The 15,193-nt window shown below is 67.0% G+C and carries 14 protein-coding genes and 2 tRNA genes; 4 read left to right on the plus strand and 12 right to left on the minus strand.

What is annotated here, in order from left to right; translation table 11 throughout:
* Positions 1 to 5: 5 nt before the first annotated feature.
* The 8 genes from KKR91_RS13735 to KKR91_RS13770 form a co-directional block, all read right to left on the minus strand.
* On the minus strand, positions 6 to 440 hold the full coding sequence (locus tag KKR91_RS13735; RefSeq protein WP_210227968.1) for a MaoC family dehydratase: 435 nt from the start codon (positions 438 to 440) through the stop codon (positions 6 to 8).
* 4 nt (positions 441 to 444) lie between these two features.
* Positions 445 to 894, minus strand: a complete 450-nt coding sequence (locus KKR91_RS13740) for an FAS1-like dehydratase domain-containing protein (RefSeq protein ID WP_210227965.1) — start codon at positions 892 to 894, stop codon at positions 445 to 447.
* Complete coding sequence (locus tag KKR91_RS13745) at positions 891 to 1,121, minus strand: hypothetical protein (protein WP_210227963.1); 231 nt, start codon at positions 1,119 to 1,121, stop codon at positions 891 to 893. The genes KKR91_RS13740 and KKR91_RS13745 overlap by 4 nt, the downstream gene beginning before the upstream one ends.
* 114 nt (positions 1,122 to 1,235) lie before the next feature.
* On the minus strand, positions 1,236 to 2,180 hold the full coding sequence (locus tag KKR91_RS13750) for a DUF2797 domain-containing protein (protein WP_210227961.1): 945 nt from the start codon (positions 2,178 to 2,180) through the stop codon (positions 1,236 to 1,238).
* Positions 2,181 to 2,289: 109 nt separating this feature from the next.
* Entirely contained in the window at positions 2,290 to 2,856 is a 567-nt protein-coding gene (locus tag KKR91_RS13755; protein ID WP_210227959.1) for a type 1 glutamine amidotransferase domain-containing protein, read from the minus strand.
* 113 nt (positions 2,857 to 2,969) lie between these two features.
* A complete protein-coding gene (locus KKR91_RS13760) occupies positions 2,970 to 4,286 on the minus strand; it encodes a MinD/ParA family ATP-binding protein (RefSeq protein ID WP_210227957.1) in 1,317 nt (438 codons plus the stop codon).
* Positions 4,287 to 4,523: 237 nt separating this feature from the next.
* Positions 4,524 to 4,597, minus strand: a tRNA-Met gene (locus KKR91_RS13765).
* Positions 4,598 to 4,676: 79 nt separating this feature from the next.
* A tRNA-Thr gene (locus tag KKR91_RS13770) sits at positions 4,677 to 4,748 on the minus strand.
* Between the two features lie 236 nt (positions 4,749 to 4,984).
* Between KKR91_RS13770 and KKR91_RS13775 the strand changes: the two genes are divergently transcribed.
* The gene (locus tag KKR91_RS13775; protein WP_237687384.1) at positions 4,985 to 6,358 is read left to right on the plus strand and encodes a protein kinase domain-containing protein; all 1,374 of its coding nucleotides are present in this window, start codon (positions 4,985 to 4,987) and stop codon (positions 6,356 to 6,358) included.
* Positions 6,359 to 6,525: 167 nt separating this feature from the next.
* Here KKR91_RS13775 and KKR91_RS13780 read toward each other — a convergent pair whose 3' ends face one another.
* Both KKR91_RS13780 and KKR91_RS13785 read right to left on the minus strand, forming a co-directional pair.
* Positions 6,526 to 8,454, minus strand: coding sequence for a DEAD/DEAH box helicase (locus KKR91_RS13780; protein ID WP_210227955.1), 1,929 nt, complete (start codon positions 8,452 to 8,454; stop codon positions 6,526 to 6,528).
* A gap of 362 nt (positions 8,455 to 8,816) precedes the next feature.
* Positions 8,817 to 9,503 (minus strand): MOSC domain-containing protein, encoded by a 687-nt coding sequence (locus KKR91_RS13785; protein ID WP_210227953.1) that lies wholly within the window; start codon positions 9,501 to 9,503, stop codon positions 8,817 to 8,819.
* A gap of 461 nt (positions 9,504 to 9,964) precedes the next feature.
* On the opposite strand from KKR91_RS13785, the gene KKR91_RS13790 reads away from it, so the two are divergent.
* On the plus strand, positions 9,965 to 10,750 hold the full coding sequence (locus KKR91_RS13790) for a hypothetical protein (protein ID WP_210227951.1): 786 nt from the start codon (positions 9,965 to 9,967) through the stop codon (positions 10,748 to 10,750).
* A 136-nt stretch (positions 10,751 to 10,886) separates the two neighbouring features.
* Here KKR91_RS13790 and KKR91_RS13795 read toward each other — a convergent pair whose 3' ends face one another.
* Positions 10,887 to 12,197 carry a glycosyltransferase 87 family protein gene (locus KKR91_RS13795; RefSeq protein ID WP_237687385.1) on the minus strand — a complete coding sequence of 437 codons (1,311 nt, stop codon included), beginning with the start codon at positions 12,195 to 12,197 and terminating at the stop codon, positions 10,887 to 10,889.
* A 128-nt stretch (positions 12,198 to 12,325) separates the two neighbouring features.
* On the opposite strand from KKR91_RS13795, the gene KKR91_RS13800 reads away from it, so the two are divergent.
* Positions 12,326 to 13,510 carry an amidohydrolase gene (locus KKR91_RS13800; RefSeq protein ID WP_210227949.1) on the plus strand — a complete coding sequence of 395 codons (1,185 nt, stop codon included), beginning with the start codon at positions 12,326 to 12,328 and terminating at the stop codon, positions 13,508 to 13,510.
* Positions 13,511 to 13,557: 47 nt separating this feature from the next.
* Positions 13,558 to 13,995: a hypothetical protein gene (locus tag KKR91_RS13805; RefSeq protein WP_210227947.1), complete on the plus strand. Its 438-nt coding sequence runs from the start codon at positions 13,558 to 13,560 to the stop codon at positions 13,993 to 13,995.
* A gap of 12 nt (positions 13,996 to 14,007) precedes the next feature.
* On the opposite strand, the gene KKR91_RS13810 is transcribed toward KKR91_RS13805, so the two are convergent.
* Positions 14,008 to 15,156, minus strand: a complete 1,149-nt coding sequence (locus KKR91_RS13810) for a cystathionine gamma-synthase (protein ID WP_210227945.1) — start codon at positions 15,154 to 15,156, stop codon at positions 14,008 to 14,010.
* Positions 15,157 to 15,193: the final 37 nt, after the last annotated feature.

The following is a 15,193-nucleotide window of genomic DNA, read 5'->3' on the forward strand; positions in this document are numbered from 1 at the left end:
GGCGCTCACCAGATCCGTACAACCGCCTGTGCCTTGACCAGGACCTTCTGGCCGTTGAACGTAACGGTGAGGTCCACGCGGGCCGTGGAGTTATCAGCGTCGATGGCGCCGATGGCACCTGACACCTCGACGACGGCGCCGGCGGCGTCGCCGTCCATGTCCTCCACGGGTACGGGGCGGGTGAAGCGGGTCTGGTAGTCGATGATGGCGCCGGGATCGCCGATCCAGTCCGTCACCAGCTGCACGGCGGCACCCATGGTGAACATGCCGTGCGCGATGACGCCGGGCAGCTCGACGCTGCGGGCGAACCGTTCATTCCAGTGGATGGGGTTGAAGTCGCCGGACGCGCCGGCGTACCGGACCAGGTCCGCGCGGGTGATCTCCAGCGACGCGGATCCGATGTCCCGTCCCGGGGCGAGCTCGCTCAATGCAATCGACATGGCGTTACTGCCCTTCTCCGCGGACGAGGATGGATGAGATGGCGGTGGCAATCTTTTCGCCCTCCGTGGTGGAAATCTCCGACCGGGTGGTGAGCAGGGCGCCGCCGCCCATGGCCCGCACCGAGTCCACGTGAAGTTCGGTGACGAGTTCGTCGCCGGCCACGATGGGGCGGTGGTGGGTGAAGCGCTGGTCCGCGTGGACCACGCGGGTGAAGTCGATTCCGGCGTCGGGGTCGCCAATCAGCTGCGCGTCGGCGCGCTGGGCGACGATGACGGCGAAGGTGGGCGGAGCGACCAGGTCCGCGTAGCCGAGGCGTTCGGCCTCGGCGACGTCGAAGTGGGCGGGGTGGGTGGCCTTGACTCCGCGGGCGAACTCGCGGATCTTCTCGCGGCCTACCTGGTAGGGCTCGCCCGCGGGATAGCTGCGTCCCTGCAGATCGGGGTTGATGCTCATTTGCTTCCCTTCATCCGGCGCCGGGCGTCCCGGGCTCGTACCACCATGCCGGCGAGGTGCAGGCACATGCCCACCACGATCACCGGGGCGGCAATGTACATCAGCAACGGGGAATCACTGATGGCACCGAAGAGAACCATCAGCACTCCGGCTCCGGAGACCACCAACGCGGAGACCACCAGCTTCCGGTACAGGGCAGAGCCGGTTTCCCACGGGGTGTTTAGCATGCCCCCAGAATACAGGGGCACTCCCGCCCTCCGCGAAACGCCGGTCGGCCGCCGGGCGTTCCCCTGCGGTGCCGACTGCGATGGCGGAGGACGGCGGTGCCCTGCGGCCGCGCCCTAGAAGAGGGCCGGCTGCAGGGCAGGGAGCGCGCTGCGGTAGGCGCCGGTCTGCAGGCGCCTGCCTTTGAGCCGGGCCAGATCAGCGACAAAGGGAGTCTCGGCGTCCTCCACCCGCACCAGGGCCGATGCGCCCAGCATCGCTTCGATGACCAGGCCGTGCTCGCCGCTGCCCGGGTCCAGCGGATAGGGCTCCGCTCCCGGGGCACCCAGTACCGCTAGGGCCTGCTCCGGGCGCCGCCAGGTCTCATCGGTCACGGTGAAGCCTTCCAGGCCGGAGGCGGCCAGCTGCGTCCGCACTGCCGCCGCATGCCGGGCATTGATGCGCTCCAGGATGTCCGGGGCCAGCGGGCGGGCCAGGGCAGCGGCTTTGGTTCCCGAGCGCACGGCCTGGACCAGTCCGGCGTCGGCGGTGACCAGGTCTTCCAGGATGCGCACCACGCGCCCGTCCCGGGCGGCGGCGACGTACCGGGCGTGCACGGCCCCCTGTTCGGTCAGGCGCAGCGCCTTGCGGCCGTCGGCGGCGGTGCCGACCTTCGTGGTGCCGTCCGCGAAGGTGGCGATGTAGAGCCAGTGCGGCTGGGCAAGGTAGAGCAACAGGCCCGGAGGCGCGATTCCCGACCGGTGGCTGTTATGGACGAAGCGCCAGTCGTCGCGGGCGAAGCAGGGTCCGCACTGGTAGCCGCGTTCCGCGGCGGAGTGTCCGGGGCAGGGCTCGGAGATGCGGGTGTGCCGGTCCTGCACCTTGACGGAGCCAAGGCAGTAGCGCGGGGCCGCGCTCTGCGCATCATCCGTGCCGGAACCGGACAAGACACGGTAGGACAGCACGGTTCCGGCGTCGAGCCGCTGCTGGCTGGCGGCGCCGTCGGGAGTGCGCAGCGCCAGGAAGGGACCGGCGTCGTCCCAGGACACCCCGGTGCACAGGTACCGGTCGGCAATGCTCATGTGCGGCTCTCCAGGCAGTTCGGGCGGACAAAAAATGGGGCGGAGACGCCTGTCCCCACCCCATTATCCGACCCGGCCGGACCTAACCTGCGCTGATCCGGGCGGAGGCTTAGGCGTGTTGGCCCTCGTGCTCGCCTTCTGCGATTTCCTCGACCAGCTTGTCGTTGAACGCGGGCAGGTCGCCGGGGTTGCGGCTGGTGACCAGGCCCTGGTCCACCACCACTTCCTCGTCGCTCCAGTTCGCTCCGGCGTTCTTCAGGTCAGTGGCGAGCGAGGGGTAGGAGGTCATGTCCCGGCCCTTGACCACGCCTGCCTCAATCAGCAGCCAGGGTCCGTGGCAGATCGAGGCGACGGGCTTGTGTGCTTCGAAGAAAGCACGGGCGAAGCCCTGCGCGTCCTTGTCGACCCGCAGGAAATCGGCGTTGACCACTCCCCCGGGCAGCACCAGGGCGTCGTAGTCGCCGGCATTGGCATCGGCCACGGCCAGGTCGACGGTGAAGGTCTCGCCCTTGTCGATCCCGTCAAACCCCTGCACCGTTCCAGTGGAGAGGGAGACCAGGGTCGGCACGCCGCCGGCGTCCTTCACTGCCTCCCAAGGACTGGTGAGCTCCACCTGCTCCACGCCGTCGGTCAGGAGAAATGCGACCTTCTTGCCGGAAATATCATGCTTGGACATGTTGCCTCCACTTTCTGGTAAATCCGTGGGTGCAGCCGGCTGGACTGCTCCGGAACCGCTTTGATCCCGCTGCACCCCACCCTAGAAAACGACGACGACAATAAGCAAGCTGACTAACTGGTACGCGCCGGTTCCGTCAGACCCTGCGCCACCGCGGCAGCCGCGGCCAGCCAGGCCCGCTGGGTTGCCGGGCGCAGGGAGCCGAAGCGGATCTGGCCCTTGCGCAGCGCGGCGTCGTACGGGATGGTGGCGACGGCACGGGCCAGGGGCGCAAACCCGCGGGCCACCGAGCGCACCTGCGCCTGGGTACCGTTGCGGTCGGACTGGCTGACGATGACCACGGCGTCGGCGGCCAGCCGGGCAAACATGCCGCCGCGTTCCTGCAGTGCCTCAAGCAGCAGCGCTCCGGCCTCGGCATGTTCTTCGACGGTGGTCGTGGCAATCACCAGCTGGTCCGTGTGGTGAATCATCCGCAGCCAGCGTTCGGCGCTTTCATCGTTCCCGGAGTCGATCAGGTTCAACCGGAAGTACTTCGAGGCCACCTCGTGCAGGGCGTCAAAATCCGCCATGGTGATCTTCTGCTCCGAAGCCAGGACGTCAGGCTTGGAGCGCAGGACGTCAAACTTGTCCTCGGTCTGATGATGCACAAAGCGGGCCAGGAGAGCGGACTGGGCCGACGGCGAGAGCAGGCTGGAAGTGTTGGGAAGCAGGTCCATGACGGTGGCGTCATGCGGCCCCTGCTCCGTGCGCCAGCCCAGGGTTCCCCGGGTTTCGTTGTTGTCCCAGGCCAGCACGGGACCGCCGCCATTGCGGGCGAAAACAGCGGCAAGCATCACCGTGGTTGGCGTCTTGTTGGCTCCACCCTTGCCATTGACCACGGAGATAGTCCGCGGGCCGGGCCAGTGCTGGCTGACCGCGCGGATGTCTCGGCGTTCCGCGAGCTCCGCTGCGGACGGCGACATCCGCAGGCCCACGCTGCTCAGCAGTCCCCGGACTCCGCGGGCTGCGGGGATCCGTGCGGTCTGGGTGTCCAGGAAGGAAGCCCGGCGGCGGGAGGTGCCGCGGTCCCGCACCTCGGCGCGGGAGAGGGGCTGCCCTGCATAGTCCGGCAGGGCGGGCGCTTCAGCGTTCCATTCATCCTCGCGCGGGTCCCAGTCCCGGCCCGGTGCGCCAGCCCAGTTGCCGGCGTCCTGCTCCAAGGGTTGTTCCCATGCGGCGGCATCCGGCTGGAAATCCGGCTCCGGCGGCAGGACAGCCGGGGCCTCGGCGGCAAAGCCGGGCTGCAGGACCCAGGAATCATCATTTCCGGGCAGCTCCCGGGCGGCCGTTCCGCCGTCGTCGGCCCACTGCCGGGTGTGCTCCCGCAACCCCCGCCTGGTGGTCGGATTCTCCGCGGAATCGGTATGGGTGTCGGGGGTGTACTCAGTCATGGGGTCTGCGTCTTTCGTTCCGTAAGGGGCGATTGATCTGGACGATGGTGTTGGTGCTTAGCCGGCGGCTGCAGGCGTCCGCGTAGCGATCATTCAACATGCTCCGGCCCCCGCCGGTTTCGATTTCTACACAGGGCTGTCCCACCAGCCCGTGCCGGACGCGCAGCGGCGTTCCCGCCGTTGCAGATCCGGACACAGAAAAACCCCCGGAATCCTGGGATTCCGGGGGTCCGGCTGTAGCGGTGGGGAGGCTCGATCTCCCGACCTCACGATTATGAGTCGTGCGCTCTAACCAACTGAGCTACACCGCCAAAAAATGAGTGAAGCCCGCGTCCCTAAATTGGCCTCTGCAAAACAAACAGCCTTAGCAACACGGGCCCTCCCATTGAGAGCCCCGACCGGGAATCGATCCCGGGACCTCCATCTTACCAAGATGGCGCTCTACCACTGAGCTATCGGGGCAACGAGTAAATACTTTACCAGTACTTTTGGAGAACGTGAAATCGGCCAAAATCCGCGCAGATAAAGTGATCCAGGCCACTTCGCCAGCGGGTGGAAATCAGCCCCGGGAAGACGCTCAGGAACCTGCATCGCGCACCCTCGCCGGCCAGCGCCGGGGCCGGCCGCGCGCCCGCGGACGGTAAACCGCACAGAGATTCATCAGTATGCTTATGGCAGGCACAAGAAAGTAGGTACAGGTGACCGATTCACCACGGCGTTCCGCAGGGATTCTCCTGGGCTCGCGCTACCGCCTGATCGAAAAGATCGGCTCCGGAGCCATGGGCACCGTCTACCGGGCACGGGACGAGTTCCTCGACCGCGAGGTTGCCGTGAAGCTGGCCCGCTCCGCCGCCTCGACTCCCGACGAACAGCGGGAGACGGACGCCGAGGCCAAGATCCTGGCCCGGCTGAACCATCACAGCCTGGTCACCCTGCTGGATGCCGGAACGCACCTCAGTGACACCGGAACCCAGCAGGTCTACCTGGTCATGGAACTGGTGGCCGGGCCCGACCTGCGGGAGCGCCTGCAGGACGGCCCGCTGGGCGCACGCCCGGTAGCCCAGCTGGGCTACGACCTGGCCGTGGGCCTTGACTACATGCACGGCGCCGACGTCGTGCACCGGGACGTAAAGCCGGCCAACATCATGCTGTTTGACTACCGCGGAGACGACACCCGGCTGCGCGCGAAGCTCACCGACTTCGGAGTGGCCCTGATCGCCCGCGGACCGCAGCCGCAGAGCGGGACCTTCACCGGAACGGCTGCTTACATGAGCCCGGAGCAGGCCCGCGGCGAAACGGTGGGCACGGCTTCGGACATCTATTCGCTCGGACTAGTGCTGCTCCAGTGCCTCACGGGGGTGCCCGCCTACCCCGGGCCCGCGCTGGAGAGTGCCGTGGCACGCCTCCTGGAGCCCCCTGCCATCCCCGCGACCCTGGAAGAGGGGTTCCGGGTGCTGCTGCGCGAAATGACGGCGCTGGAGCCGCAGCAGCGGCCTTCCGCCCATGACGTCTCCCTCGCGCTGTATGAGCTGGCTGTGGCCCCGCGTGCCCGGCACCGGCAAAGCCCGCCGCTGATTCCTGAAGATGAAGCCGAACGAATGGCGGCAGTGCGGCGGTACAACCTGCTGGATACTCCCCCGGACGGCGCCTTTGACCGGATCACGGCCCTGGCCGCGCGGCTGTTCTCCGTGCCCGTCGCGATCGTGAGCGTGGTGGACACGGACCGGATCTGGTTCAAGTCCCACCACGGCACCGACGTCGAGCAGATCGACAGGGATCCGGGGCTCTGCGCCTCGGCCATCCTGCAGGACGACGCCTGGGTTGTTTCCGATGCCCGCGCCGACCCACGGACGCTGGCCAATCCCCTGGTCGCCGGCAAATTCGGCCTGCAGTTCTACGCCGGGGTCCCGCTCCACACCAGGGACGGCCACAACCTGGGCACGCTGTGCATCCTCGACCGCGAACCCCGGGACTTCACCGACGCCGACGTCCGCACCCTGGAGGACCTGGCCGCCATCGTCATGAACGACCTTGAGCTGCGGCTCGAAGGCCAGCAGGCGCTCAGCGCCTGACCCGGGCGGCGACGCCGTCCGCCCTCGGCATCAGGGCCGGGCAGGGCGGGGCGGGCGCATGAGGACAAACAGGAAGGGCGCCTTTCGGAATTATCCGAAAGGCGCCCTTCCTGTTACCGGTGGCGCCGCGCCCGGGTTTCCCGGGTGCGGTGCGCTACCAGTGGTGCTTAGTCGCGGAAGCGGGGCTTGCGTGCGCCGCCGGCGGTGCCTGCGGGCTTGAAGCCGCCACGGTCGCCTTCGCGCTTCTTGAAGCCGCCACGGTCGCTGCCGCGGTCGCTGGCACTGCGGTCACCGAAGGAACGCTCGCCGTCGCGCTTCTTGAAATCCTTCTTGAAGCCGCCGCGGTCGCCGCGGTCATTGAAGCCGCCGCTTTCGCGTTCGCGGGCCGGCTTGCGGCCGTTGTCCAGCTCGAGGTGGATCAGCTCGCCGCCGATCCGGGTGCGGGACAGGGCGCGCAGCTGGTCCTGGCTGAGGTCAGCCGGGAGTTCAACCAGCGTGTGGTCGGCGCGGATGTCGATGCCGCCGATCTGTGCGGAGGAGAGTCCGCCTTCGTTGGCAATGGCGCCAACGATGGAGCCGGGCATGACGCGCTGGCGGCGGCCGACGGCGATGCGGTACGTTGCATTGCCTTCGGTCAGCGGGCGTGTCGGGCCGCGGGATCCGGTCGCGTCGCCGCGGCCTTCGGAGCGCTCGCGCTGGCGGGCCGGTGCCTGCGGAATTTCTTCCATCAGCAGCGGGCGGCCGCCCTGGGCCATGACGGCCAGTGCTGCGGCGACTTCCTCGGCGGTGACGTCGTGGTCGGCCAGGTAGGTCGTGACCAGGTCGCGGAAGACCGAGACATCCTCGGATGCCAGGGTTTCGGTGATCTGCTCGGAGAACTTCGCCAGGCGCTTGTTGTTCACGATGTCGATGCTCGGAAGCTGCATGTGCTCAACCGGCTGGCGGGTGGCCTTTTCGATGGCCCGCAGCAGGTACTTCTCACGCGGGGTCATGAAGAGGATCGCGTCGCCGGTGCGTCCTGCGCGGCCGGTGCGGCCGATGCGGTGGACGTAGGACTCCGTGTCGTGCGGGATGTCGTAGTTGATGACGTGGCTGATGCGCTCAACGTCAAGACCGCGGGCGGCGACATCGGTGGCAACCAGGATGTCGATCTTGCCGCTGCGCAGGGCCTCGACGGTGCGCTCGCGCTGCTGCTGCGGGATGTCACCGTTGATTGCTGCTGCCAGGTAGCCGCGGGCCTTGAGCTTGTCAGCCAGGTCCTCGGTAGCCATCTTGGTGCGGACGAAGGCGATAACGCCGTCGTAATCTTCGCTTTCCAGGATGCGGGTCATCGCGTCCAGCTTGTGCGGGCCCATGACCTGCACGTAGCGCTGGCGGGTGTTCGCACCGGTGGTCGTCTTGGACTTGACCGTGATTTCCGCCGGGTTGTTCAGGTACTTCTTGGCGATCTTGCGGATTGCGCCGGGCATGGTGGCGGAGAACAGTGCCACCTGCTTGTCGGCGGGCGTGGTCGACAGGATCTGCTCAACGTCTTCGGCGAAGCCCATGCGGAGCATTTCGTCGGCCTCGTCCAGAACCAGGTACTGCAGGTTCGACAGGTCCAGGGAACCCTTGGAGATGTGGTCGATGACGCGGCCGGGGGTACCGACAACAACCTGGGCGCCGCGGCGCAGGCCGGCCAGCTGGGGGCCGTAAGCGGATCCGCCGTAAACGGGCAGGACGGTGAAGTTGTCCATGTGCTTGGCGTAGGAAGCGAAGGCTTCAGCGGACTGGAGGGCCAGTTCGCGGGTCGGTGCCAGTACCAGGATCTGGGTGTCCTTGGTGGCGGGCAGGCCGGCCATCAGGGACAGGGCGGGCACGGCGAACGCGGCGGTCTTGCCGGTACCGGTCTGCGCCAGGCCGACGACGTCGCGGCCTTCGAGCAGGAGAGGGATGGTGGCTGCCTGGATCGGAGACGGCTTTTCGTAGCCTACGTCTACCAGGGCCTGCAGAACGCGCGGGTCCAGACCGAAGTCGCTGAAGAGAACCTGGTTCTCTTCGACTGCTTCGGGAGCGGCGGTTTCTGCGGTTTCGGTGTTTTCTACAGAGTCAAGCAAAAGAAATAATCCTCATTCATTGGGACCGCGCGGCCAATACGGCCGCAGGACGTAAGTCCGGCGCTATTGCAATCCCATGGCAGGACTTTCCGTCACAGCTGTAGGCCAATTTCACTGGATTGTGACGTGGGCCGGTGTGACGATTTCTTTGCCGGCGCTCCCAAAAGATGAATCTGCCCGCATTCGAAAACGCGAGCCCCAACACAACGTACCAAACGGTCAGAAACCGCAGGAAAATAAGGGAATACCGGAGTGGGGGATGTTTCAAGTGTACGGCATGCCGGGGGCGGCCCGTCCATAACGGGCGGTGAGCTTGGGCACAGGCGGGTCAAATCCGTTGATATGTGCGGTTTTAGGAGGCCCTAGGTGCTCGGGCGTCCGGAGGTGCTCAGGCGTCCGGCAGCTTCCCGGGCCTGCAGGGTCCGCAGCGTCTTCTGTATTTCAGGGGACAACTGCACTTCACCGCCCGCGGCTGCCCGGGCCAGCAGTTCTGCCCGTTCCAGTGACAGTCCGCGGAAGGCTTCTCCGACTGTCACACCGTGACTCGGCCGGTCAAGGACGGTAACGGTGTCGCCGGCGCTGATGCTGCCGGTGCGGATCACCCTCAAATAGGTACCCACCCGTCCGGCTTCCGCGAACCGGATGACCCACCGGGGCTGCTGCATCCGGGCCGCGAAATTCCGGCACGGTGTCCGCGGGCAGGTGACTTCCAGGATTGTCTTCTCCCCGATCTGCCAGCGTTCGCCGATCACGGCCTCGGAGACGGGAATGCCGGTGACGCGCAGGTTTTCCCCGAACAGGCCCGGCGGAATCCCGGTGCCCAGCTCGGTGGACCAGTAGTCGGCGTCCTCTTGGGAATAGGCGTAGACCGCCTTGGATTCCCCGCCGTGGTGCTTGCGGCTGGCCTGCAGATCACCGCTGAGGCCCAGGCTATGAACCTTCACCGGACCTTCGACGGCCCGCTTGTCGATGGCCGTCACACCGGTGGAGTCCTTGGTGGGCAGCAGTTCGTGGACGCGGCAGACGGCCAGCAGGGTTCCGGAGCTCATGCGCACCATCCTACGATCTCCGGTTTTGAGTCGCGGCCGCTGCCGTCGCCTGCGCGCCGAGTGTCGGGATCGTGCCTCATCCCTTTGCCGAGTGTCGGGATCACGCCCACCCCTTCGCCGAGTGTCGGGATCACGCCTCACCCCTTCGCCGAGTGTCGGGATCGTGCGCGAAAATCCGCTCAGAAACGGCATTTGCTCCACAGTCGGCGTCGCCATCTGCCCTGCACTGGCCGCCTGAAACGGGGAAGCTGGCACACCCGTCCACATCACGACGACGACGACCCGTTCCACGTGGGCCGCCACGGGATCCTCGGGGAATGCGCCGCGCAACTGAACTTCCTGGCCCGTTGTCCCGACAATCCTTCGCGCTGCCGGAGTCCGATGCTCGGGGCGTATCCCGCGCAAGGACCCGTGCCCGTGATCTGAGGACCGAAGGCCGTGGGATCAGGTCACCGGTTGGAGTGGAGCAGTCCCTGGTGCAGCGGGTCCGTCCATATCTTGTCCTGCTGCCGGATGCTGTCATCAGTGATGTGACTGCAGCAAAGATCCATGGGATGCCGTTGCCTTCCCGGGTGAAATCCGATGACCTGCTGCATCTCACCCGGCCACCAGGCAGCCCCGCTTCCGAAAGGGCAGGGGTCCACGGCCATCGACGCAAACTCCTGGACGCTGACGTCGTCCAGCTCGAAGATGTCCCCCTCACCAGTGTTGCCCGAACGTGGATCGATCTGGCCGGGCGGCTCGACGTCGACAGCATGGTGGCTGCCGCCGACTGGATCGTGAGCCAGCATCATCGGGACTATGGCGAGCCACGCTTGGCCCGGCTGCCCCTGGGCAACCTTCAAAGCTATGTAGGTTCGCTTCGGGGAACCCGGTTTCTGCGCCGGATGGAAGAAGCGCTGGAGCTGACACGGGTGGGGGTGGATTCGCCGCCCGAAACGGCACTCAGGCTCCTGATGCTCCGGGCTGGATTGCCGGAATTTACCGTGAATTGCCGGATTGAATCGCCCCGCACACATCGCCCTGTCTGGGCTGATCTGGGCAACGGCGACTATCGGGTCTGTGTTGAATACGACGGCCTGCACCATCTGACGCCAGAACAACAGGCATCAGATAATGAAAGAGATGCGCTGACGGCGTTGGCCGGCTGGCGGCAGATCAAAGTCAATCGGCTGCAGATGCGGCAGCCGGCAACCGTTCTGTTTCCGATCCGCACGGCGCTCCGGGACAACGGCTGGCGTGGCTGAGGGGTGGCCGGCTGGAGCAGGTGATCGAGTGCTGGGTCCGTGCTGGAATAAATACTCCGGTGTCGGGGACGCGCGGGAATTCGGCGCTCCGAGGCGCATCTTCCCGACACTCGGCGGAAGACTGTGGACGTCAGGCCTAGGGCTGGACGTTCGGCTCCACGTTCTTCAGGCGGACAGGCTGCGGCTCAGGCAGGGCAGCCTGCTTCCACCAGCCAGACGGACGGCCGGTCCACAGCACGGTTACCCACCAGGCCATCAGCGCCACACCCCAGAAGACGCCGATGCTCGAGGCCATAAGCCACAGGGTCGGCAGCTGGGAATCGAGGTTCTCGGCACCCAGGAGCTCGCCGATGGATTTCGGCGAGAACACGAACACCACGACGGAGGCAGCCAACAGGACGATGCCCGCAGCCCGCAGCCCGGTGCCCTTCCGCGTGTAATCGGCAATGTTGCGTCCCAGCAGCGGGATGAACAGTGCCACCCAGACCCAGTGGTGGGACCAGGAGACCGGAGAGATGAGCAGCATCAGCAACGCCGTGGCACCCGCAGCCGTCAGGAGGTCGCCACGGTTGCCCGCCAGGCGGATGATCAGGGCGGCGGCGCCCACGGCCAGCAGCGACAGCAACAGCCAGGGCAGGTCCACCGGGAAGTCGGGTCCGCCGAAATGCAGGATCGCACCCTTGAGGCCCAGGTTGTCCACGTAGCCGGCCCCGCCGATGCGGGACGTGTCCGGCAGCAGGTCCAGCCAGTAGGTGCGGGATTCCCGGGGCAGGATCAGGAAGCCCAGCCCGAACGTGGCCAGGAAGCCGAAGGTCATGTTTTTCAACCCACGCCAGTCGCCGCGGGCCAGGAAATACAGTCCGAAGACCAGCGGGGTCAGCTTCAGCCCGGCGGCGACGCCGGTGAGCAGGCCCCGCGGCCAGCTGTCCCGCTTCACCAGGAAGTCGGCCATGATCAGCCCGAACAGCAGGATGTTGATCTGCCCGAAAGCCAGCGTTTCGCGCCACGGTCCGAGCAGCACCACGAAGCCCGCCCCGGCCACGGCCAGCGGACGCAGCCATGGATGCCTCAGCACCGCTGCGACGCTGGGCAGGGCAAACGCGTGGCGCACGCCCAGGACGGCAGCGGCGGCCGCGATCAGCAGCGAGACACCGGTGAAGATGTTCAGCCCCAGGCTCTGCCCGAAGGGTGCCAGCACGGCAAACATCAGCGCGGAGAAGGGCGGATAGGTGAAGAGCAGGCTGCTGCCCTCGCGGTACTCCAGTTCCTTGGTGTACAGCTGTCCGCCGGCGTCGAGCACGCTCTGCCCGCCGCTGAGATACACACTGAAATCCAGGCCGTGCCGGGGAGACCAGGTGAAGGCCGCAACCACCATGACGGCTGCCGCGACGAGCGCCGCCAGGGTAACTGCAAGCCGGGCCATTCCGGATCGGGTCTTCAGGCCCATGATTCTCCCTGCACTTGCGCCAGCTGTGAATATAACGTTGGCAAGTCTACCGGCGGGGTGCCCTGCGCGGGCTTTCTGCGCCGCAGGATAGGCTGGGCGCACGCGATCCGATCTCGGAAGGTTGCCCCATGCCCGCACCGGTTCTGGCCATCACCAACGCCCATGTTATTCCCGTCACAGCACCGCCGTTCGACGGCACGGTGCTGTTGGAGAACGGCAGGATCCGCGCCCTCGGCTCCGACATTTCTGTTCCGGAGGGCGCGCAGGTGATCGACGCCGCCGGCCGGTGGCTGCTGCCCGGCCTGGTTGATGCGCATACGCACCTGGGCGTGCATGAGGAGGGTGAGGGCTGGGCGGGCAGTGACTCCAATGAAATGACCGATCCGATGATGGCCGGGGTCCGCGCCATCGACGCGGTGAACCCGCACGATCTCGGGTTCGACGACGCCCTGGCCGGCGGGGTGACCGCCGTGAACGTCAATCCCGGTTCCGGCAATCCCATCGGCGGACTGACCGTGGCCCTGCATACCCACGGGCGCTACGTCGAGGAAATGGTGCTGCGTTCCCCCAGCGGCCTGAAATCCGCGCTCGGCGAGAACCCGAAACGGATCTACAGCGAGAAGAAGCAGACGCCCTCCACGCGGCTGGGCACGGCGCTGGTGATCCGCAAGGCGTTCATGGATGCGCAGAACCACATGGGGCAGGACGACGACGACCGCGACCGGGACCCCCAGCTGGAGGCCCTGGCCATGGTGCTGCGCCGGGAAATCCCGTGGCGCCAGCACGCCCACCGTGCCGATGACATCGGCACCGCGCTGCGGCTGGCCGACGAGTTTGGTTACGACCTGGTCCTGGACCACGGCACCGAGGCCCATGTGCTGGCAGATGTGCTCGCCGACCGCGGCATTCCGGTCCTGATTGGACCGCTGCTCACCAGCCGGTCCAAGGTGGAGCTGCGCCGGCGGAGCATGGAAAACCCCGGCAAACTGGCCGCCGCCGGCGTCAAAATCTCCATCATCACCGACCATCCCGTGGTGCCGATCAATTTCCTCATCTACCAGGCAGCCCTGGCCGTGAAGGAAGGCCTGGACCGCGAAGCGGCCCTGCGCGCGGTCACCATCAACCCGGCCAAGGTCATGGGCGTGGCCGACCGCATCGGTTCGCTGGAGCCGGGCAAGGACGCCGACGTCGTGCTGTGGAGCGGTGATCCGCTGGACGTGATGCAGCGGGCGCTCACGGTCTGGATCGGCGGCCGCGAGGTCTACCGCTATGACACCGAAACCCGCACCCAAGTGGTGGCGGACCGAGAATGAACCGCAAGGAAATCCATGAACCCGCACCACCCAGGACCGTCCCCGGCATGACCGAACCCCGTTCTCCCAAGCCGCGTTCCCCCAAGCCCCGCTCCCCGCTGCCCGGCATCATCAAGGCAGCAGCAGCCGCCTGGCTGGCCGCCGCCGTACTGGTGGCCGTGGCAGGGGGCTCCTTCATCGTTTCCGCCCGCACCCAGCACCGCGACGGCGCCGCCCTGACCGGGCTGGGCCTCGTGGTCCTCGCCGTGGCGTTCGTGATCGGCTTCTACGTGTTCCGGCTCCGCGCCGGCAAACGCAGCGCCCGCGAAACGCTCACCACGGTGGGCCTGATCGTCGGCGTGCCGCTGCTGTTCCGCGGCCCGGCGCTGATCGCCGTCGGCGCCCTGCTGCTGCTGTGCGTGGTGCTGCTGTGGCTGCCGCAGAGCAGCCGCTTCTTCCAGGAACGCGATCCCAGGGCCCGACGCCGGTTCCTCGGCCGCCGCTAGGGCCGGCCGAGGTCAGAGCCGCCCCAGCGCCTGCTCCAGATCCGCAATCAGGTCCTCGAGGTCCTCGATGCCCACTGAGAGCCGCAGCAGGTTCTCCGGCACTGCCAGCTCCGTGCCCTTCACCGAGGCGTGCGTCATCTCCGACGGATAGTTCATCAGGGACTCCACCCCGCCCAGCGACTCGGCGAGCGTGAACACCTGCGTGGATTCGGCCACCGTGCGGGCCGCCGCCTCGCCGCCCCGGAAGGACACCGAGACCATGCCGCCGAAGTCCTTCATCTGCGCCTTGGCCAGGTCATGCCCGGGATGGTCCTCCAGGCCCGGGTAGAACACTCTCTCCACGGCCGGCTGCTCCTGCAGCCACGTGGCCACGGCCATCGCGTTGGCGGAGTGCCGGTCCATCCGCACGCCCAGGGTCTTCAGCCCGCGGGTGGTCAGCCAGGCTTCCATCGGGGCCGAGACGGCTCCCACGGCGAACTGGATGAAACCGATCTTCTCTGCGGCGTCGTCGTCATTCAGGATCACGGCGCCCCCGACTGCGTCGGAGTGCCCGCCGATGTACTTGGTGGTGGAATGCACCACGATGTCGGCGCCCAGGGCCAGCGGCTGCTGCAGGTAGGGCGAGGCGAAGGTGTTGTCCACGACCAGCCAGGCACCGGCGTCGTGCGCTGCCTGCGCAACGGCGGCGATGTCGGAGATCTTCATCATCGGGTTCGACGGCGTTTCCAGCCACACCATATTCGTGTTGCCTGCGGCGATGGCCGCGGTGAGGGCGCCGACGTCGGACATATCCACCGCGGCGTTGGTGATCCCCCAGGCCGAGAGCACCTTGTTGATCAGCCGGTAGGTGCCGCCGTACGCGTCATTGCCGAGCACGATGTGATCCCCCGGCGCCAGGAGCGCGCGGATCAGCGAGTCCTCGGCGGCCAGGCCGGAACTGAAGGAGTAGGCATGCGCCCCGCCTTCAAGCGCGGCCAGCTGCTCCTGCAGGGCATCGCGGGTGGGGTTGGTGCCGCGGCCGTATTCGTAGCCGTTGCGCAGCCCGCCGATCCCGTCCTGCGCATAGGTGGTGCTCTGGTACAGCGGCGGAATGACAGCACCGGTGGTGGGATCCGGGGTCTGGCCCGCATGGATGGCGCGGGTGTTGAAGCCTGTCGTCATGGTCTGCTCCTTGCTCAAAACTGGGGGATGCTGCTCG

Source organism: Arthrobacter jiangjiafuii (assembly GCF_018622995.1).
GTDB classification, from domain to species: Bacteria; Actinomycetota; Actinomycetes; order Actinomycetales; family Micrococcaceae; genus Arthrobacter_B; species Arthrobacter_B jiangjiafuii.